Consider the following 19498-nt stretch of genomic DNA (forward strand, 5'->3'; position numbering starts at 1 on the left):
CGGCGGCTTTTGCAGCAGGTCGGCCTTTTCGCTGATGAAGACCGGCACGTCGTAGCGCGCCATCGCCATTTCCAGCGCCGCGGTATACGGCTCCGGGTCGCGCGCGGCGACGACGAAATCGCGGTACCGCGCGCCGTTTTCACGCACCATGCGGCGGATGTAGGCCGCCGCATACTCGCACTCCTCATAGGGGCTGGACGCGGCGTATATCCGGACGCTGCCGCCGTCCGACGGGCGCGGCGCGCGCGCCGGGAGCAGCCCCTCGCGCTCAAGCGCGGCAAGGTCGCGCGGGCGCGGCATCTTGCTCTGCCCAAGCCCCTCCTCCTGCACCCCGGTATTATGCCGCCGCGCCATGCGGCGCAGCAGCTTGGCCGTTTTGCAGCCGGACAGGAAAATATCCGGCTCTGCCGGGTCGCAGGTGACCGCCGCCGTCAGCGGGATGCGCTTGGCCAGCAGCGCGTCGATCACGGCGACCTCCTGCGGGGTGAAGCCCAGGAAGCCGTCCAGATAGACCTGCGCGCCGTCCAGCACATGGCTATCCGGCAGCCGTTCGGCCATTAAGGAGAGGGCGTCGCGCGGGTCGGGCAGCGACACGGCGCACAGCCGGTCGTACATCGTATAGAATTGCCCCAGGTCGCGCAGCTTGTCCGAAAGCGCCCGCTGCCCGTCTTCCAGTTCCTCCGCCGCCTGTAAAAGCTGCTCCGGGGACACGCCGTAACATTTGAACTCGTCGATCGCGCGCAGCAGCTCGCGCACCGTTTCCGGCTTCTGCGACGCGCCCGCATAGACCCGCAGGCCGGATTCCACACGGCGCGCGGCTTCCTGCAGGGTCAAAAGCCGTCCCGCCGGCGTCAGCGTGGTATCCGCCAGGCCGCCCACCTCGGCGAAAACGCGCCCGGTCAGGCGTGAAAAGGTCAGCACCTCGGCCGTGCGCGCGCCGTGGTTTGCCGTGGCCTCCGCAAGGCGGCGCTCATAGGCGTGGGAAAACAGTTCCGGCACAATCAGCACCTGCTGCCCTTCGCCCGCCTCCGCGGCGCGCGCGATTTCACGCAGGATGGCGGCCGTTTTGCCGCTGCCCGCGCGCCCGGTAAGGATGCGCATGGCGTCCCCCCCTTTCTATATCCGTGTATAGCATAGCATTTCCAGCGCGCGCGGGTCAAGTGGAAGGCGCTGGCTGCGAAGAAGCAAAAAATTCAGACAAAATAGAAAAACGGTGTTGACAAACCGAAGTTTGTGTTATATATTAATAAAGCACTTTGCAAATGAAATGGCTCGGTAGCTCAGTTGGTTAGAGCGCCGGCCTGTCACGCCGGAGGTCGAGGGTTCAAGTCCCTTCCGAGTCGCCATTTTATTTGCCTCTGTAGCTCAGTCGGTAGAGCAGGGGACTGAAAATCCCCGTGTCGGTGGTTCGATTCCGCCCGGAGGCACCATTTTTATCTTCATACTGTGTCCCGGAACCGAAAGGCGGCTCTTGTGGATAGTCCGGTGGACTGTCCAAACCGCCGTGGCTTTCCCCGCAGGGAAAGCGATTCCGCCCGGAGGCACCATTTGCGGCTGTAGCTCATCTGGTAGAGCGCCACCTTGCCAAGGTGGAGGTAGCGAGTTCGAGCCTCGTCAGCCGCTCCAAAAAAAGAAGCCCCGTCTGGATATATCCAGACGGGGCTTCTTTTTATCCTCCCCCTGTCCGCCCCGGCGAGCCGATTACCCCCTTTCCCTTGACGGGGGCGGCCGGGGAACGATATACTATAGAAAAGGCCTGGCGCGATGCAAGGGAGGGACACAGTATGCTCGGACATGAAAAGGGGACCTGCTCCGGCTCGGACCTGTATTTTTCGACCCCTTCTGCGGCCGCTACCCGCATGCTTTTTTACATGACCGCATGCGGCTACTATTTTACAAACTACGACTATTTGATCGAACGCGAAAACAACCATAATTTCCTGATTTTCTACATTTCCTCCGGGCGCCTTTCCGTGACGAGCGGCGGCCGGACAATCGTCGCGGAACCGGGGCAGGTCGGCTTCCTGGATTGCCACACCCCGCACGAGTACCACACGATCGGCCACACCGAATTTTGGTGGCTGCACCTCGACGGCTCGAACACGCGCCAGTTTTACGATGCGGTCACCGAGCGCAACGGCGGCTTTGTCTTCCCCTCCGCCGCCGCGCAGGCCGTGCAGCAGATGATCTATGAAATCGTCTCCGCCTGCCGCACAGACCAGCTCCCGCACGAGGCGAAGCTTTCCAACATGCTGTACCAGATCCTGACGACGCTGCTCGGCAGCGAGGATGTTTCCGACAACCAAAACGCGCAAACCGGCAATATCGAGGCCGCGGTGCAGTATATCAAAGACCATTACAGCGAACGCATCTCCCTGGAGGACATCGCAAACTATGTGAACATCAGCCAGTTCCATTTCGCGCGCGTCTTCAAAAAGAGCTGCGGCTATTCCCCGCATGAATTTTTAATCCTGACGCGTATCAACCACGCCAAGCACCTTTTGAAAACCACCGCCCTGCCCATCAAGGTCATCGCGCAGATGGTCGGCTATCAAAATATCACAACCTTCACCAACGCATTTAGCAACCGGGTCGGCCTGTCGCCCAGCGCGTTCCGCAAATACCCCATTTAGCGCCCCGCACGCCGCCCCATCAAAACCGTCAGGAGGTGGCTGCCCCTTGCCCAAAATCAAAAGCCGCCAGCAGATGTCGGAATCCTTTTTCCTCGGCGCGCTGCTCGCGGCCGTCGGCGGCTTCCTGGATGCCTATACCTATCTGCTCCGCGGGCATGTCTTTGCCAACGCGCAGACCGGCAACATCGTGCTGCTCAGCCTGCACCTGGCGCAGCTGCAATTTGCCGAGGCGTTTTATTACCTCATCCCCATCCTTGCTTTCGCCCTCGGCGTGGTCATCGCGGAATTGATCCGCCGCGCATTCCGCAGCCACCCCAGAATCCACTGGCGGCAAATCACCATCGGCGCCGAACTGCTCCTGCTGCTCGTGGTTGCCTTCCTGCCGTGCGGGCGGCTGGATATGGCCGTCAACGTGGTCATTTCGCTGCTGTGCGCCATGCAAACCGAAAGCTTCCGCAAGGTTAACGGCAACGCCTTCGCTACCACCATGTGCACCGGCAACCTGCGCAGCGCCACGGAGCTGCTGCTTCGTTACCGGGTCACGAAGGACAAGGCGGAGCGGGACAGGAGCCTGCAATATTATGGGGTCCTCCTGTTTTTCATCGGCGGCGCGGCAGCCGGCACGCTGCTCTCCCGCCGGTTCGGCGCGAAGGCGGTGCTGTTCTGCTGCATCGCGCTCGCAGCCGCCTTCACCGCGATGTTTTTCCGCGAAGGCCTGCCGGCGCTTGGGAAACGCCGCGCAAAAGACGCATAAAAAAGCCGCGTAGGCCAGGAGGCCTGCGCGGCTTTTGCTATTTCCCGAGTACCATCATGACGGCGGACACCACAATGGGCATGGTGACGACCGCGAGCAGGTTGGACAGGGCGACGGCCTTGCCCACGGTATATTCGTCGTTGCCGTACTCCGCGGCAAACGCAGCGGCCGTCAGCGCCACCGGGGTGCCGAAAATGATCGTGGGGATCGCAATCCAATACTCATTCAGGTGCAGCGCCCCCAGCACCGCAAGCAGCACCGCCGGGAACGCCACCAGGCGGATGAGCGAGGTCATCCAGATGCTCGCCGGGCGGACGAGGTCGCGCGGCTTGGCGCGCCCCAGCTTGGCGCCCACGATCAGCAGGCAAATGGGGATGGTCAGGTTGCCCACCCATTCCAGCGGCCTGTGGATCACATACGGCAACGTGCCGGGGATGATGAAGATCAGGAAGCCGATGACGGTCGCGATAAAGCCGACATTGCCGAAAAGCTGCTTGGCGCTTGTTTTCCGGTCGCGCTTGAGCAGCATCAGCCCGTAGGAGAAGCACACAAAGTTGTGCATCAGGTTAAACATCGAGGCGTAAAACACGCCGGTGTCGCCATAGATCGCGCTGATGACCGGATAGCCCATAAACGCGGTGTTCCCGAAAATCACCAGGAATTGCAGCATCCCAAGTTCCTTTTCCGGCCGTTTGGACAGCTTGCGCCAGATTTCCAGGAATACGATCACCGCGCCGAAGCAGCAGGCCGAAATGACGACAAGCCCCAAGCTGTTGCGCAGCAATTCCGTCGTAAAATCCTTATCCATCGACGCGAGGATCAGCGCCGGGAAGGCGATCTTCATGACGACCCCGTTTAAATACCCGGTGCATTTTTCATCCAGCAGGCCGCGCCTGCCGAAAACGGCGCCCACCGCCATCACGATCACCAGGACTACAAGCTCCTGTACCACTTGTTGCATACCCCTGCCCCCTGCCGTTACATTGTATTGTTTCATTATCGCACACGCGCCGCGCCGCGTCCTTCACGATATTGCGCAAATTGCGGCGGCGTGCCCTTTTGCGCCCCCGGGCGGCAAAAAAAGGCCGGCTGCACCAGCCGGCCTTTTGCCGCGTTTAAAGTGTAAGCTGTTTGTCAGGCAGGTCCTCGTCCCGGAGGATCGCGCCGATAGACGGGATCGTGCGGCAGCGGTAGCGGCCGTTGTCCGACAGCCCGGCCTCTTCCATGCGGCAGGCGCGGGTGACGGTGTTCTTCCCGCGCAGCACCATGGCCTGCACGCCCTGGGTCGAACGGGTCGCCTTCACGTCGAGCGCGCCGACGCGGAAGGTCATCGCACGGTTTGCCGTGGAAAACAGCGTGATCTCATCCTCGTCGCCCGCGACAAAGAAGGCCACGGCGGGGCATTTGTCCGAGTACGCGCCCGTCAGGCGGCGGCGGTTCGTCTTGGTTTCAAAGCTGTCCACCGAGAAGCGCGCCGCCTTGCCGTTCTGGAAGACCACGACCAGCGTCGATTTATAGTCCCCGGGCAGGAAGGCGAATACCGGCGCTTCCCCATCCTCCATCCCGAGCTTCTGCGGCAGGAAGTCGCCGAGCGCCGACGCCTTGCAGTCGTCAAAATCATGTAGGCGCGCCTTGTAGGCCTGCTGGCGGTCGGTCAGGAAAATGATTTCCGTGCGGTTCGTCGCCTCGGCCTGCCAGACGACCTCGTCGCCGTCCTTGAGCTTGTGTTCGGAACCCATGCGGAAGGAGGCGGGCGTAATCTTCTTGAAATACCCCTCGCGCGTCATGAAGAGCAGCACGGGGTAATCCTCGATGCTGTCCTGCTCGTCATATTCCTCGACCTCGTGCGCGTAGATGATGTCGCAGCGGCGGGGCGCCGGGTATTTTTTGATGACCGCCTCGAGTTCCTTGATGATGATGCCCTGGATTTTCGCGCGGCTTTCCAGGATGCCCTTGAGCCGCCCGATTTCCTTTTCCAGCTCCTCGGTCTCCTGCACGCGCTTGAGGATGTATTCCTTATTGATATGGCGCAGGCGGATTTCCGCGATATACTCGGCCTGCTTGTCGTCGATGCCGAAGCCGATCATCAGGTTCGGGATAACCTCGGCGTCCTCCTCGGTGCCGCGGATAATCTGGATCGCGCGGTCGATATCGAGCAGGATTTTGGACAGGCCCTTGAGCAGGTGCAGCTTTTCCTGCTTCTTGTTCAGGTCATAGAACACCCGGCGGCGCACGCACTCGGTACGCCAGGCCGTCCATTCCTCGAGCAGGGCGCGCACGCCCAGCACCCGCGGCATGCCGCCGATCAGCACGTTGAAGTTGCAGGCGAACGAATCCATGAGCGGCGTCATCTTCATGAGCTTTGCCATCAGCTTTTCCGGGTCGACGCCGCGCTTGAGGTCGATCGCGAGCTTGAGGCCGGACAGGTCGGTCTCGTCGCGGATATCGGAAATCTCGCGCACCTTGCCGGCCTTTGCCAGTTCGGCCACCTTGTCGATGATCGCCTCGATCGTCGTGGTATACGGGATCGACGTGACCTCGATCAGGTTTTCCTTTTTGACATACTGCCATTTCGCGCGCACCTTGAACGAGCCGCGGCCGGTTTCGTAAATGCGGCGCATCTCCGCCTCGTCGAAAATGATTTCGCCGCCTGTCGAAAAGTCGGGCGCGGGCAGCGTGGACAGGATATCATGCTCCGGGTTCTTGATGCATTCGATCGCCGTGCGGCAGGTCTCGTGCAGGTTGAAGCCGCAGAAGTTCGACGCCATGCCGACCGCGATGCCGGTATTCGCCGACGCCAGGATGTTGGGGAACGTGGTGGGCAGCAGCGTCGGCTCCTTCATCGAGCCGTCGTAGTTGTCCACAAAGTCGACCGCGTCGCAGTCGATGTCGCGGAACAGCTCAATGCAGACCGCGTCCAGCTTGGCCTCGGTATAACGCGCCGCGGCATAGGCCATGTCGCGCGAATAGACCTTGCCGAAGTTGCCCTTGGAATCGACGAACGGCACGAGCAGCGCCTCGTTGCCGCGCGTCAGGCGCACCATGGTTTCATAGATCGCCGCGTCGCCGTGCGGGTTGAGCTTCATGGTCTCGCCGACGATATTGGCCGATTTGGTGCGGTTGCCGTTGAGCAGGTTCTTCTTGTACATCGTGTAGAGCAGCTTGCGGTGCGAGGGCTTGAAACCGTCGATCTCGGGGATGGCGCGGGACACGATGACGCTCATGGCGTAAGGCATGTAGTTTTTGACCAGCGTATCGGTGATCGGCTGGTCGGTTGCCGGGTATTCCTTATATGCAGAGGGTTTGTCAGGTTTTTTGCTCATGAAATGTTTTCAACCTCTCAATCGATTATTCTGGCGGAACGGGCGTGGCCGTGCTATCATATAGCCATAGGGGGTGTTGCGCATGCGCAGGCAGGAAAAGCCGCAAGTCCCGAAAGCGATGTGCGTCTGGTGCATCGGGGTCGGCGCCGTGATCCTGATCCTGGGCTTTACGTTCTTTTTCCCAACCGGCTGGGGGCTGGATACGCTCGGCTGGGCGTTTATCATGGCGATTGCCGCGAGCCAGATTGTGCGCTACGCCATCCGGCTCGTATATACGGACGATGGGGACACGCCGCAGGCAGCCCCGCCGCCCGTCCGCAGCCCCGCGGAGGAAGCCCGCCTCGCGGAATACCGCCGCCTGCATGACAGCGGCCTGATGACGGACGAGGAACTTGCCCAAAAGGAACGGGAGCTGCACCCATAGATAGCCCATGCCCGCGGCCGTTTGGCGGCGGGCTTTTTTGCCGCCCGTTCAGGAAATATCGGCCTGGTCAAGATATAGGTGCCCGTTTTCCGCAATATAATCCTTGCGGCCGCTCAGGTTCTCACCGAGCAGCAGGTCGAACATCTGCGAGGTCGCCTCCGCCCCCTCAGGGCTTACGCGGATCAGGCGTCGCGTCGCCGGGTTCATCGTGGTTTCCCACATCATGTCGGCTTCGTTCTCACCCAAACCCTTGGAGCGCTGGATGAGCACCTTTTTGCCCTCCAGCTTTTTGAGGATTGCGGCCTTTTCCGACTCGTCAAACGCAAAATAGCTCTTGTCGCGGTACATGATTTCATAGAGCGGCGATTCCGCGATATAGACAAAGCCCTTTTCGATCAGGGTCGGAACCAGGCGGTACAGCATGGTCAGGATGAGCGTGCGGATCTGGAAGCCGTCCACGTCGGCATCCGTACAGATGATGACCTTGTTCCAGCGCAGCGCGCCCAGGTCGAACGCGGATAAGTCTTTGGAAGCCTTATTGCGCACCTCCACGCCGCAGCCGAGCACCTTGAGCAGGTCGGTGATGATATCGTTTTTAAAGATCTTATCATAGTCGGCCTTGAGGCAGTTGAGGATTTTGCCGCGCACCGGGATGATCGCCTGGAACTCCGCGTCCCGTCCCTGCTTGCAGGAGCCGAGCGCGGAGTCGCCCTCCACGATGTAGACCTCGCGGCGGGAAACGTCCTTGGTGCGGCAGTCGACGAACTTCTGCACGCGGTTTGCCACGTCCAGGTTGCCGGAAAGCTTCTTCTTGATGTTGAGGCGCGCCTTCTCCGCCTGCTCGCGGCTGCGTTTGTTGATCAGGATCTGTTCGGCGATTTTGTCGGCCTCGGCCTTGTTCTCAATAAAATAGACCTCGAGCGCGCTTTTCAGGTGGTCGGTCATGGCCTCCTGGATGAATTTGTTCGTGATGGCCTTCTTGGTCTGGTTTTCGTAGGAAGTGTAGGTCGAAAAGCAGTTTGTCACAAGCACCAGGCTGTCCAGCACGTCCTGGAAGGAGATTTTGCTCTCGTTTTTCTGGTATTTGCCGATCTGCTTGATGTACCCGTCGATCGCGGAGACAAAGGCCGAGCGCACCGCCTTGTCGGGCGCGCCGCCGTGCTCCAGCCAGGAGGAGTTGTGATAATACTCCGTGCGGCTGACCGAGGAGGAAAAGCAGAACGCGCACGCCAGCTTGACCTTGTATTCCGGCTTGTCCGCGCGGTCGCGGCCGCGGCGCTCGCCCTCGAAGAACTGGACGGAGGTGAGCGGCGCTTCGCCCGCCAGCTCGGTCACATAATCGACGATGCCGTTCTGGTAGCAGAACTCGGCCGTTTCAAACTTGCCGCCGGACTGGTTGCGCAGGATAAAGCGCAGGCGGTTGTTGACCACCGCCTGCCGCTTGAGCACGTCCAGGTAGTAGTCAAGGGGGATGTTGATGTCGGTAAAGACCTCGAGGTCGGGCTTCCAGCGGATTGTCGTGCCGGTTTTCCGGCTGTCCGTCGGGGTTTTAAGGAAGCCCTCCGGCGTGCCGGTGCAGTTCTCGCCCTTTTCGAAATGCAGCTTGTATTCAAACCCGTCGCGCACCACGACGACGTCCATATATTCCGAGGAATACTGCGTCGCGCAGGTGCCGAGGCCGTTCAGGCCGAGGGAAAACTCATAGTTCTCCCCCTCGTTGTTCTTATACTTGCCGCCCGCGTACAGCTCGCAGAAAACCAGTTCCCAGTTGTAGCGCTCCTCGTTGGGGTTGTAGTCGACCGGGATGCCGCGCCCCTGGTCCTCGACCTCGATCGAGCCGTCCGCGTAGCGCGTCACCGTGATGCGGTCGCCGAAACCCTCGCGCGCCTCGTCGATCGAGTTGGACAGGATTTCGAATACGGCGTGCTCGCAGCCTTCCAGGCCGTCCGACCCAAAGATGACACCCGGGCGCTTGCGGACGCGGTCCGCGCCCTTCAGCGAGGAAATGCTTTCATTTCCGTATTGTGCCGTGGTTTTTTTCATGTATTTCACCCATTTTTTCGCAATTACTATTATTATAATCTAATTTTACACATTCGTCAAATCGCGCCCCGCATAATTTGTCCGCCCCTTCCATAGACTTGAACTGTGGGAGGGATTGCAATGGACATCGGCGCGTATTTGGTATATGGGGTTTTGGCGCTTTTTATACTGCTGGCCTTCGGGGCGCTATTCGCGCCGATCCGCTGGGGGCTCAAGGCGCTCGTACACATGGCCTTCGGCTTCCTAGGGCTGGTGGTATGTAATGTATTCGGCGCGCTGATCGGCGTGACGGTCGGCATCAACGTGGTCAACACCGCCATTGTCGCGGCGCTCGGCCCAGCGGGGCTTGTGCTCCTGCTGCTCCTGGGGTGGAGCCTTACATAGGATGGGTACAGGCGTGCCCATCCTCCACGCCAAGGAGGAGGAGCCTATGCTCAAACCTGATTTATCCGTTTCGGAACCGCGCCTGCGGCAATTGCTGCACGCCGGGCAAAACTTTGACAGCATCGCGCGCCCCGTCGTCCTGCACGGCCGGCGCGCGGCCTTTTTCCTGATCGACGGCTTCGTAAAGGACGAGCTGTTTGAAAAAATCCTGGAATACCTCTACGGGCTGTCGGACGACAGCCTCTTCGCCTCCCCGGACGCCTTCGTGGACCGCGCCATCCCCTATTGCGAGACCGCGCTCGAGGGGGACGAGGACAAGGTCGTCACCGCCGTGCTGAGCGGCCAGACCGCCCTGCTGATCGACGGGTTCGACCGCGCCGTGCTGCTTGATATCCGCACCTACCCGCAGCGGGACACCTCCGAGCCGGACAAGGACAAGACCTTCCGCGGCTCGCGCGACGGCTTTGTCGAGACCATGGTGCTCAACTGCGCGCTGATCCGCCGCCGCATCCGCTCGCCCAGGCTGCGCATGGAGGCTTTCCAGGTCGGCTCGGAATCGAAAACCGACGTCACCCTGTGCTATATGGATGGGCGCGTCGACACGGCGCTGCTGCAAAAGGTGCGGGACAAGCTCGAAACCACGCCCGTCCCCGCGCTCACTATGAACCAGGAGAGCCTCGCCGAAGTGCTGCTCCCCCATAAATGGTATAACCCGTTCCCCAAGTTCAAATACACCGAGCGCCCGGACACCGCCGCAGCGCAGGTGCTGGAGGGGGACATCATCATCCTGGTGGACAACTCCCCCTCGGCCATGATGATCCCGACCTCGATTTTTGACATCATGGAGGAGGCGAACGACTATTACTTCCCGCCGATCACCGGCACCTACCTGCGCCTGACGCGCTTCTTCGTGCTGGTTTTGATGCTGCTGCTCACGCCGGTATGGCTGCTGCTCATCCAGAACCCGGCGTGGGTGCCGCCCTGGCTGGGCTTCATCTTCCTCCAGGAAAACCCGTTCGTCCCGGTCTTCTGGCAGCTTTTGATCCTTGAGGTCGGTATCGACGGCCTCAAACTCGCAACCCTCAATACGCCCAACATGCTGACGACCTCGCTCTCGGTCATCGCGGGCATCGTGGTGGGCGACTTCGCCGTAAAGTCCGGCTGGTTTTCCGCCGAGCCGATGCTCTATATGGCGATCGTCGCGCTGGGCAGCTATAACCAGCCCTCCTGGGAGCTTGGGTACTCCTTTAAGTTCCTGCGCATCATGCTGCTCGTGCTGACCTACCTGTTCAACCTCTGGGGGCTGCTGGCCGGCCTTGCCGCGGTTTTTGCCATGCTCCTCATGAACAAAACCTTTGCCGGCACCTCTTACCTCTACCCGCTCATCCCGCTCGACCTAAACGTCCTGCGGAAAAAGCTGTTCCGTCCCAGCATCCACCGTCAATAACGCACAAAGAAGGCGCTCCCGGCTTACGGGGGCGCCTTTCAAAAAGGCCGGGCGTTTTGCCCGCCTGTTGTATTTAGTCTGCCAGACCCATTGGCCGCGCGGTATTCCGTCCCACGGCCGGATTGGCAGGTTCAGGGTGGGGCGCCCTTACTGGGCGGCCCCGTTATAAAAAGGGGAACATTGAAGGTTTTTCCTTTGATCTGCTATTAGGATACCAAAGTAATGTGGCGGAAGTTTGTCGGAAATGTAAATAAACTTTGAGCAATCGTTTGACAAATTGTAACACCTGAATATTCCTATGCATTTGCCCCTTGACAAATGCCTCCCGGCGGCCTATATCTAAAGTAGAAGGAGGCGGCTGCCATGAAAAACATCCTGAAACCTGCGGAGGTGCTCCGGCGTTACCACACCATTGAGCGCCGGCAATCCATTGCGTACATCCTGTTTATTTTGGCGGTTGCCGCCGTCCTGCTGCTGCACCGGCTCGGGATCGAAAGCGGCGTCGCCGCCGTCCTGCTGGTCGCCGCGCTGGCCGCGCTGGCCTTGTCGTACTTCCGGATCCGCCGCTGCCCGGTCTGCGGCACCCTGCTCTCCACCTGGCCCGCGCGCTTCAACCTCCCGATCGAGTGCCCGCATTGCAGCACCAGCTTTACCACCGGGCGCATCCCCGGGCGTACCCTTTGTGAAAAAAGCGGCTGAACCGGCCGTTTCCCCTTTCCCCATACAAACGCTGAAAAAAGGCAGGATCATGATGATCCTGCCTTTTGAACAGTTCTTATTTGAACTTTTTCTTCTTCGCTCTAGCAGCCTCAGACTTCTTGCGGCGCTTTACGCTCGGGCTCTCATAATGCTCGCGCTTGCGGAGCTCGGAAAGCACACCCGCTTTTGCACAGGATCTCTTGAAGCGTCTCAGCGCACTGTCTAAAGACTCGTTTTCCTTAATGCGGACTTCCGACATCGTTTTCCCTCCCTCCGCGCGTTCCAAAGGATGAACGCTTTCAACACACGGCCCACTGTCCTTTGTTCGGAGCCGCGCGCGTACGCGCATACAACCCCCATATGAAACCGTAAGATTATTATATCTTTTTTCATGCGCGGTGTCAAGGAAAAACTGAAAATTTAGCGGACGACCAGGTTTACGATCTTATTCTTGACCACGATCGTCTTGACAACCGTTTTGCCTTCGATCGCGCTCTTGACCTTTTCGTCGCCGCACGCGGCCGCAACCGCGTCCTGCTCGGGGCAGTCCACCGGCAGCTTGATCGTGCCCTTGAGCTTGCCGTTGACCTGTACCGCGATCTCGATGGAGGATTCCACGGTCTTGCTTTCCTCGTATACCGGCCACGGCTCGAGCGACAGCACCTGCCCGTCGTGCGCATAGCCGCACTTCTGCCACAGCTCCTCGGCGATGTGCGGGGCGAACGGGCTGAGCAGGATGAGCAGCGTGCGGTACTCCGCACGGTTGACGCCCTTGTCGTAAAACTCGTTCAGCATGCTCATCATGGCCGCGATCGCGGTGTTGTGCTTGAGGTTCTCGATGTCCTCGCCGACCTTCTTGACCGTGCGGTGCATCAGCACTTCGTGCTGCGCGGAGTAGCCGTCGCCCTCCTGCACCTGATCGGCCAAGTTCCAGACGCGCTCCAGGAAGCGGCGGCAGCCCTTGATGGACTTCGGGCTCCACGGCGCGGCCTTCTCAAAGTCGCCGATAAACATTTCGTACAGGCGCATGGTATCCGCGCCGTACTGGTCGACGATCTCGTCGGGGTTGACGACGTTGCCGCGGGATTTGGACATCTTTTCGCCGTTTTCGCCCAGGATCATGCCGTGGCTCGTGCGCTTCTGGTACGGTTCCGGGGTCGGGACAACGCCGATATCATACAGGAATTTGTGCCAGAAACGGGAGTACAGCAGGTGCAGCGTGGTGTGTTCCATGCCGCCGTTATACCAGTCGACCGGCGACCAGTACGCAAGGGCTTCCTTGGAGGCCAGCGCCTCCGCGTTGTGCGGGTCCATATAGCGCAGGAAGTACCAGGAAGAGCCTGCCCACTGGGGCATGGTGTCGGTCTCGCGCTTGGCGGGGCCGCCGCAGTGCGGGCAGGTGGTGTTCACCCAGTCCGTCATCTTGGCGAGCGGCGATTCGCCGTTCTCGGTTGGCTCGTAGCTTTCCACGTCCGGCAGGGTCAGCGGGAGCTGGTCCTCGGGCACCGGCACCCAGCCGCACTTCTCGCAGTATATCAGCGGGATGGGTTCGCCCCAATAGCGCTGGCGGGAGAAGACCCAGTCGCGCAGCTTGTAGTTGACCTTTTCATGCCCCAGCCCCTTTTCGGTGAGGAACGCGACGATCTTCTTTTTCGCCTCGGCGACCGACAGGCCGTCCAGGAAATCGGAATTGACGAGCGTGCCGGTCTCCACGTCGGTAAACGCGGCCTGCTGCACGTCGCCGCCCGCAATGACCTCGATGATCGGCAGGCCGAACGCCTTTGCAAAGTCCCAGTCGCGCGCATCGTGCGCCGGTACGGCCATGATCGCGCCCGTGCCGTAGCCCATCAGGACATAGTCGGACACGAAAATCGGGATCTGCTTGCCGTTCACCGGGTTGATCGCGGAAACGCCTTCCAGGCGCACGCCGGTCTTGTCCTTGTTCAGTTCGGTGCGCTCGAAGTCGGACTTGCGCGCCGCTTCCTCACGGTAGGCGCGCACCGCATCGATGTTCGTGAGCTTGCCCGCCCACTTTTCCACCGCCGGGTGCTCGGGCGAGATGACCATGTAGGTCGCGCCGAACAGGGTGTCCGGGCGGGTGGTGTATACGGTCAGCTTATCGCCCTCGGTCGTTGCGAAGTCGACCTCCGCGCCGGTGGAGCGGCCGATCCAGTTCTTCTGCTGCGTCTTGACGCGCTCGATGTAATCGACCTTGTCCAGGTCGTCGATCAGGCGCTGCGCATACTTGGTGATGGCAAGCATCCACTGGCTCTTCTCCTTGCGCACGACGGGCGAGCCGCAGCGCTCGCACACGCCGCCCACGACCTCCTCGTTCGCCAGGACGCACTTGCAGGAGGTGCACCAGTTGACGCTCATTTCCTTCTTATAGGCCAGCCCATGCTTGAAAAGCTGGAGGAAGATCCACTGCGTCCACTTATAGTACGCCGGGTCGGTGGTATTGATCTCGCGCGACCAGTCGAAGGACAGGCCGAGCGCCTTGAGCTGCGACTTGAAGCGCGCGATGTTGTTCTTGGTAACAATCGCCGGGTGGATGTGGTTCTTGATGGCGAAGTTCTCGGTCGGCAGGCCGAACGCATCCCAGCCCATCGGGTAAAGCACGTTATAGCCCTGCATGCGCTTTTTGCGCGCGACGATGTCAAGCGCGGTATACGAGCGCGGATGGCCGACGTGCAGCCCCTGCCCGGACGGGTACGGGAACTCTACGAGCGCGTAGAACTTCTCCTTATCCGAATCATTTGCGGCTTCAAAGCAGTGCTTCTCATCCCAAATGTCCTGCCACTTTTTTTCAATCTGCTTGTGTTCGTACTTCAACGGTGTTTCCCCCATTTACTATTCTTGGGCTTGGAAACCCCGGCGCGCCTCGTGGGTGCGCCGGGTGCCCTTCATTCGTCTTATTCGGTGATACCCAGTTCGGCCAGCGGCACCGGCGCGGCGTCCTTCCACAGGTTTTCCAGCTTGTAGAACTCGCGCGCCTCGGGCATGAACACATGCACGAGCACGGAGCCGTAATCGAGCAGGATCCACTGCGCGGACTCAAAGCCCTCGGTGTGGTGGGGCATGACGCCGTGGTCGGTCTTGAGGCGCCAGTCGACATTGTCCGCAAGCGCCTTGACCTGCGTGGTCGAGGTCGCAGAGCAGATCACAAAGTACTCGGTCAGCGTGGTCAGGTGCTCGATATGCAGTACCTGCACGTCCTTGCCCTTTCTCTCAAGCAAGGCTTCGCAGACGTATTTTACCGTTTCTTGTGCAGTCATAAATTCTGTGTACTCCTTTTCTATTAGGCCTCCGGGTCTACGCTGCCGGTGGGCGGCGTGACGGGCGCGGCCGTGCCGCTGTCGGAGGGGGGATTCGTATTGCCGGAACCGCTGTCCGCGGGCGGGGTAGTCGTCTGGGCGTCCCCGCTGCCGCCGTCCGCGGGCTTATCCGTGCCGCTGCCTTCGCCGGTGGCGCCGCCGCTGCCATCCGGCGTGCCGGAAGCGTCCCCGCCGTCCGCCGGGGGCNTGCTCAGGGTCGGTTTCCGGCGGTGTGGCCGGTTTTTCCTTGTCCTCGTCGTCCTTGTCGTCCTTCTTGGACGAGCCGGAGGACTTGCTCCCCGCGTAGGAGGACTTGTCCGGGCCGGACACGATATCCAGGTTCGTCAGCTTATTGACATAGGGGTTAAAGAACTCGTTGACCAGCGCGAGCGTTTCGCGTTCGTTCGGGAAGAAGAACGAGTACATCGTGCCGGTATTCGCGTAGGACATGGAGTCGTACCCGGGCAGCTTGTGCATCTGGATGTTTTCGCTCGGCGTGCCGACGGCCTGCATGCCCATCCACAGGATTTCGCCTGCGCTCAGGTCGGTCTTGACGTTGGAGAACACCGCGTCGCAGATTTTGCCGATGTTGGCGATGTTGGAGGGCTGCAGCACCTGGGAGGCCAGGTATTTCAGGAACTCCTGCTGCTTATCGATGCGCTCCTCGTCGCCGCCGGTGTAGTGCGGGTCGCCCGTCTTGACGCCGCCGTTGTTCTTGCGCCAGCGCAGGAACTCGACGACCGCCTTGCCGTCCATATGGGTCATGCCGGGCTTAAAGTCGATATTCAGGTTCTGCGAGGGGTCTTTATAGTACATGCGGAACGGGATCTCGTAATCCACGCCGCCGATCGCGTCCACGATGTCCGCGATGCCCTGGAAATTCACAACGATATAGTAGTCCGGGGAGAAGCCGATGACCTTTTTGATCTCCGCCTTGGTCTGCTCGATCCCCTTCTTGGTGCCGTAGGCCGCGTTGATCTTTTTCGCCGGCCCCTTGCGGGCGACGTCCGACATCGTGTCGCGCGGGATATTCAGGATGTTGATCTTCTTGTTTTTGGTATCGAAGCCGCAGACCATGAGCGCGTCCGTGCGCGTCTGGTCCTCGTCGACCGCGCCGACGACAAAGGTAAAGTAATCCGCGACGCGGTCGCCCATGTCGAGCTCCGGCTCGTCGCCGTTTTCCGTATCCATGATCGTGGGGTTGTTGGGGCGCTTCATCGGGTCGGGGGCGCGTACGTTGCTGACCCAGACCGCCGCGCCCGCCGCGCACAGGGCGGCAATCACTGCGACGATGATCACGACCCGCTTGATCACCTGGTTCCGGGTCAGCTTGCGCTTCGGTTTCTTTTGCCTTGGCTGTTTCTGCACGCCGCGGCCTGCATTGCCGCTGCCGAATAGTTTCATTTTTTGCCTCCGTTGTTGCCGTTTCCGCTGGGGGGATCAATGCTGCGCGCGGGTTACCCCCTGGGAGAGCAGGCTGTTGCGCGCGGCGATGGTGTCCGCATGGATCAGCTTGCCCCGCTCAACCAAGTCGCTCAGCGAACTGTCAAAACAGTACAGCAGCGCCTGGTCGATATCCTTTTTTGCCAGCGCACGCGCGGGTTCCACCCCGTCAAAATCACGTGTATCCTCAATAAAGTCCGCCAGATAAAGGATTTTATCCAGCAGCGTCATGTCGGCACGGCCCGTCGTATGATAGGCGATCGCATCCGCCACGTCCTGCGGTGCGCCGTATTCCCGGCGCGCGATCGCCGCGGCGGTCTTGCCGTGCAGCATCTTCCATTCCACTTTTTCAACATCACACGGTATTATATCGTATTTATCGCATAAATACAACTGCTCGTCCCGAGAAAGTCGTTTTGTTATGTCATGCAGGCAGGCTGCAAAAGCGGCCTTTTGGACGTCCCCCCCGTACTGCTCCGCCAGCCATTTCGCCGCGCGCTCGCACCCGAGCGTATGCGTGTAGCGATAGCCCGACAGCCTCCCCAAAATACTCTGTCTGATCGTTTCATCCCATAACATTGCAAAAACCGCCTTTCTGTCATTAGGCCTCGTTTGGGCACAGGGTTGCCGGATGCCCCGTAAAGGGCGGTAAGCCCGTCCCCAAGCAGGTCCTAGTTTTTTATTTCAGAGGTTGCCAGTTCTCAGCGATATAGGTGATGTTCTTCGATATAGGCCGCGACCGCGGGGGGCGTCAGGCAGTCAAAGCCGCCCTGCTCGCGCAGCTGGGTGGAGGAGACAGGGAGCGCCGGGCAGTCGACCAGGCGCACATCCGCCCCGTAAAGCCCCTGCAAACGCGCCGCCTGCCGCTTGAGCGCCGCGCGGTCGTCCTCGCTGCGCGCCACGGTAGCCAGCGTTGCCAGCCGGCAGATCTCCGCCGGTTCGCGCCACTGCTCGAGCGTCATCAGCATGTCGGTACCAATGATCAGGGCAAGCGCCTGCCCTTCCCCCGCCAGCGCGCGCAGCGTTTCCACGGTATAGCTTGCGCCGCCGCGGTCGACCTCGATGGTGGAAAGCGCCGCCCAAGGCTCGTCCCGCACCATCAGGCCGACCATCTCGCACCGCTGCGCCGTCGTCGCGCTGTGCGCGGGCATGCGCTTATGGGGCGGGATATTGTTCGGGACGAACAGCACCCTGTCCAGCCCGAGCGCCGCGCGCACGTGGCGCGCCGCCTCCAGGTGCCCACAGTGCGGGGGGTTGAACGTGCCCCCCATCACGCCCAGGCGGATCGTCATTTTTCCAGCACGATCCTGCGCTTGTCCTTATCGGACGACGGCCGGTAAAGGACGAACTTCGTGCCGATGCACTGCACCGGTTCGGCGCGCAGCTGCGCGCACAGCTCGTCTGAGACGCCGCGCGGCGTCAGGAAGGAGTTTTCGAGCACCTTGACCTTGACCAGCTCATGGCATTCGAGCAGCTCGTTGAGCTGGCGCGCCAGGCCGTCCGTCAGCCCGTCTTTGCCGATCTGCAGGGTGTCGGGCAGGGTGTTGGCAAGTTTGCGCAGCTGCGCACGTTGTTTGCTTGTCAGCATATTTGTTTTCTCCTGTTTTCCGTAAAGTTGCTTCCGCTTTTTGATTATAGGTATTCTTTCAGCTTTTCGCGGCACTTCCGCAGCGCTATCCCGCGGTGGGAGATGCGGTTTTTGTCCGCGGGCGCTAGTTCCCCGAAGGTCATGCCGTACGCCGGGACGTAAAACACCGGGTCGTAGCCGAACCCGCCCGCGCCGTGCATCCGGCGGGCGATCTCGCCCTCGCACGCGCCGCGCACGGTGAATTCGCGGCCGTCCGGGAACACGCAGGCGACCGCGGAAACAAACCGCGCCTGCCGCTTGCCATCCGGTACGGCCGCCATGTTGCGCAGCAGCCGCAGCGTGCGCGCCTGGTCGTCCGCATGGGGCGGCAGCGGCTCCAGCCCAACCTTGAGTCCGTGCTTTTCCGCGTAGGCGAAGTATTCCGCCGAGCCGTAGCGTGCGGAGTACACGCCGGGCGCGCCCTGCAGCGCGTCGACGCACAGGCCGGAATCGTCCGCCAGGGCGGGCTTGCCGGTCAGCGCGCAGGCCGCGCGCGCCTTGATGAGCGCGTTCGCCTCAAACGTCCCGCCGTCCTCGATGGGCTCGGGCGCGCCGTCGGGCAGGGCGGAGACCGAAATCCCCAGCACCGACAGGATGTCGCGCAGTTCCGCCAGCTTTTTCGCGTTGTGCGACGCCAGAACGAACTCCATTACAGTTCCCCCGTGATCTTCTTCTGCTCGCGGCACAGCTTTGCCGTGCCCTTGCGGCCGAGGGAAAGCAGCTTTTGCAGCTCGTCCTTCTTAAACGGGCGCCCCTCGCCGGTGCCCTGCACCTCGACGAATTCGCCGTCGCCCGTCATGACGATGTTGCAGTCCACGATCGCGTGGGAATCCTCGGCGTAATTGAGGTCGAGGACGGCCTCGTCCTCATAGATGCCCGCGCTGACCGCGGAAACCTGCGTGCGCAGCGGCATCTTTTTGAGCACGCCCGCGTCCACCAGCTTCTTGCAGGCCAGCCACAGGGCGACAAAGCCGCCCGTGATGGACGCGCAGCGCGTGCCGCCGTCCGCCTGGATTACGTCGCAGTCCACGATGATCGAGCGCTCGCCGAGCGCCTCCATATCGGTCACCGCGCGCAGGCTGCGGCCGATCAGGCGCTGGATCTCCGCCGCGCGGCCGTTCAGCTTGAGCTTTGCGATATCGCGCTTGGAGCGCGTATTGGTCGCGCGCGGCAGCATCGCGTATTCCGCCGTCACCCAGCCCTTGCCGGTGCCGTACACATGCTGCGGCACCTTGTCTTCTATCGTCGCATTGCAGATCACCTTGGTGTTGCCGACCTCGATGAGCACCGAGCCTTCGGCGTGCATCGTGTAATTCGGCGTGATCTTGACCTTGCGCATCTCGTCGTTCCTTCTCAAATCCGGTCTTGCCAAAAAAGTATCTCCTTTCAACTATGCAAACGGGGCGT

19 protein-coding genes and 3 tRNA genes are annotated in these 19498 nt (G+C 60.9%); 9 read left to right on the forward strand and 13 right to left on the reverse strand.

Annotated features, from left to right (window positions below):
- On the reverse strand, nucleotides 1-1101 hold a 1101-nt coding region (locus tag CZ203_RS14620), incomplete at its 3' end, for a PD-(D/E)XK nuclease family protein (RefSeq protein WP_407927708.1).
- A 168-nt stretch (nucleotides 1102-1269) separates the two neighbouring features.
- Here CZ203_RS14620 and CZ203_RS05920 point away from each other — a divergent pair.
- The 5 genes from CZ203_RS05920 to CZ203_RS05940 all read left to right on the forward strand — a co-directional run bounded on the left by CZ203_RS05920 (nucleotide 1270) and on the right by CZ203_RS05940 (nucleotide 3387).
- A tRNA-Asp gene (locus tag CZ203_RS05920) sits at nucleotides 1270-1346 on the forward strand.
- Nucleotides 1347-1354: 8 nt separating this feature from the next.
- Nucleotides 1355-1430 (forward strand) — tRNA-Phe (locus CZ203_RS05925).
- 120 nt (nucleotides 1431-1550) lie between these two features.
- Nucleotides 1551-1626, forward strand: a tRNA-Gly gene (locus CZ203_RS05930).
- A gap of 158 nt (nucleotides 1627-1784) precedes the next feature.
- Complete coding sequence (locus tag CZ203_RS05935; protein ID WP_087065234.1) at nucleotides 1785-2633, forward strand: AraC family transcriptional regulator; 849 nt, start codon at nucleotides 1785-1787, stop codon at nucleotides 2631-2633.
- Nucleotides 2634-2679: 46 nt separating this feature from the next.
- Nucleotides 2680-3387 carry a YoaK family protein gene (locus tag CZ203_RS05940; protein ID WP_407927709.1) on the forward strand — a complete coding sequence of 236 codons (708 nt, stop codon included), beginning with the start codon at nucleotides 2680-2682 and terminating at the stop codon, nucleotides 3385-3387.
- Between the two features lie 37 nt (nucleotides 3388-3424).
- On the opposite strand, the gene CZ203_RS05945 is transcribed toward CZ203_RS05940, so the two are convergent.
- Together CZ203_RS05945 and CZ203_RS05950 are read right to left on the reverse strand one after the other, a co-directional pair.
- Nucleotides 3425-4348 (reverse strand): AEC family transporter, encoded by a 924-nt coding sequence (locus CZ203_RS05945; protein WP_159456388.1) that lies wholly within the window; start codon nucleotides 4346-4348, stop codon nucleotides 3425-3427.
- Between the two features lie 154 nt (nucleotides 4349-4502).
- The gene (locus CZ203_RS05950; RefSeq protein WP_087065236.1) at nucleotides 4503-6710 is read right to left on the reverse strand and encodes a DNA gyrase subunit A; all 2208 of its coding nucleotides are present in this window, start codon (nucleotides 6708-6710) and stop codon (nucleotides 4503-4505) included.
- Nucleotides 6711-6792: 82 nt separating this feature from the next.
- Here CZ203_RS05950 and CZ203_RS05955 point away from each other — a divergent pair, with 82 nt between their 5' ends.
- Nucleotides 6793-7134 (forward strand): SHOCT domain-containing protein, encoded by a 342-nt coding sequence (locus tag CZ203_RS05955; protein ID WP_087065237.1) that lies wholly within the window; start codon nucleotides 6793-6795, stop codon nucleotides 7132-7134.
- 48 nt (nucleotides 7135-7182) lie between these two features.
- On the opposite strand, the gene CZ203_RS05960 is transcribed toward CZ203_RS05955, so the two are convergent.
- Nucleotides 7183-9177, reverse strand: coding sequence for a DNA gyrase/topoisomerase IV subunit B (locus tag CZ203_RS05960; RefSeq protein ID WP_087065238.1), 1995 nt, complete (start codon nucleotides 9175-9177; stop codon nucleotides 7183-7185).
- Nucleotides 9178-9297: 120 nt separating this feature from the next.
- Here CZ203_RS05960 and CZ203_RS05965 point away from each other — a divergent pair, with 120 nt between their 5' ends.
- The 3 genes from CZ203_RS05965 to CZ203_RS05975 all read left to right on the forward strand — a co-directional run bounded on the left by CZ203_RS05965 (nucleotide 9298) and on the right by CZ203_RS05975 (nucleotide 11707).
- Entirely contained in the window at nucleotides 9298-9561 is a 264-nt protein-coding gene (locus tag CZ203_RS05965) for a pro-sigmaK processing inhibitor BofA family protein (RefSeq protein ID WP_087065239.1), read from the forward strand.
- 46 nt (nucleotides 9562-9607) lie between these two features.
- A complete protein-coding gene (locus CZ203_RS05970; protein ID WP_087065240.1) occupies nucleotides 9608-11008 on the forward strand; it encodes a spore germination protein in 1401 nt (466 codons plus the stop codon).
- 363 nt (nucleotides 11009-11371) lie between these two features.
- The gene (locus CZ203_RS05975) at nucleotides 11372-11707 is read left to right on the forward strand and encodes a hypothetical protein (RefSeq protein WP_087065241.1); all 336 of its coding nucleotides are present in this window, start codon (nucleotides 11372-11374) and stop codon (nucleotides 11705-11707) included.
- A 76-nt stretch (nucleotides 11708-11783) separates the two neighbouring features.
- On the opposite strand, the gene rpsU is transcribed toward CZ203_RS05975, so the two are convergent.
- From rpsU to rph, 9 genes are all read right to left on the reverse strand, one after another.
- The gene (gene rpsU / locus CZ203_RS05980) at nucleotides 11784-11966 is read right to left on the reverse strand and encodes a 30S ribosomal protein S21 (RefSeq protein WP_087065242.1); all 183 of its coding nucleotides are present in this window, start codon (nucleotides 11964-11966) and stop codon (nucleotides 11784-11786) included.
- 161 nt (nucleotides 11967-12127) lie between these two features.
- Nucleotides 12128-14554: a leucine--tRNA ligase gene (gene leuS / locus CZ203_RS05985; RefSeq protein WP_328588155.1), complete on the reverse strand. Its 2427-nt coding sequence runs from the start codon at nucleotides 14552-14554 to the stop codon at nucleotides 12128-12130.
- A gap of 65 nt (nucleotides 14555-14619) precedes the next feature.
- On the reverse strand, nucleotides 14620-14982 hold the full coding sequence (gene rsfS, locus CZ203_RS05990) for a ribosome silencing factor (RefSeq protein WP_087065244.1): 363 nt from the start codon (nucleotides 14980-14982) through the stop codon (nucleotides 14620-14622).
- A gap of 165 nt (nucleotides 14983-15147) precedes the next feature.
- Nucleotides 15148-16425: an LCP family protein gene (locus CZ203_RS05995; protein WP_087065245.1), complete on the reverse strand. Its 1278-nt coding sequence runs from the start codon at nucleotides 16423-16425 to the stop codon at nucleotides 15148-15150.
- 36 nt (nucleotides 16426-16461) lie between these two features.
- Nucleotides 16462-17043, reverse strand: a complete 582-nt coding sequence (gene yqeK / locus CZ203_RS06000) for a bis(5'-nucleosyl)-tetraphosphatase (symmetrical) YqeK (protein WP_087065246.1) — start codon at nucleotides 17041-17043, stop codon at nucleotides 16462-16464.
- A 122-nt stretch (nucleotides 17044-17165) separates the two neighbouring features.
- Entirely contained in the window at nucleotides 17166-17756 is a 591-nt protein-coding gene (gene nadD / locus CZ203_RS06005) for a nicotinate (nicotinamide) nucleotide adenylyltransferase (RefSeq protein WP_087065247.1), read from the reverse strand.
- The gene (locus CZ203_RS06010) at nucleotides 17753-18052 is read right to left on the reverse strand and encodes a YhbY family RNA-binding protein (protein WP_087065248.1); all 300 of its coding nucleotides are present in this window, start codon (nucleotides 18050-18052) and stop codon (nucleotides 17753-17755) included. The genes nadD and CZ203_RS06010 overlap by 4 nt, the downstream gene beginning before the upstream one ends.
- Nucleotides 18053-18096: 44 nt before the next feature.
- Nucleotides 18097-18741: an RdgB/HAM1 family non-canonical purine NTP pyrophosphatase gene (gene rdgB, locus CZ203_RS06015; protein ID WP_087065249.1), complete on the reverse strand. Its 645-nt coding sequence runs from the start codon at nucleotides 18739-18741 to the stop codon at nucleotides 18097-18099.
- On the reverse strand, nucleotides 18741-19463 hold the full coding sequence (rph, locus tag CZ203_RS06020; RefSeq protein ID WP_087065250.1) for a ribonuclease PH: 723 nt from the start codon (nucleotides 19461-19463) through the stop codon (nucleotides 18741-18743). The genes rdgB and rph overlap by 1 nt, the downstream gene beginning before the upstream one ends.
- Between the last annotated feature and the right edge of the window lie 35 nt (nucleotides 19464-19498).

It is taken from the genome of Intestinibacillus massiliensis (genome assembly GCF_900155735.1).
In the GTDB taxonomy this organism is placed as follows: Bacteria; Bacillota; Clostridia; order Oscillospirales; family Butyricicoccaceae; genus Intestinibacillus; species Intestinibacillus massiliensis.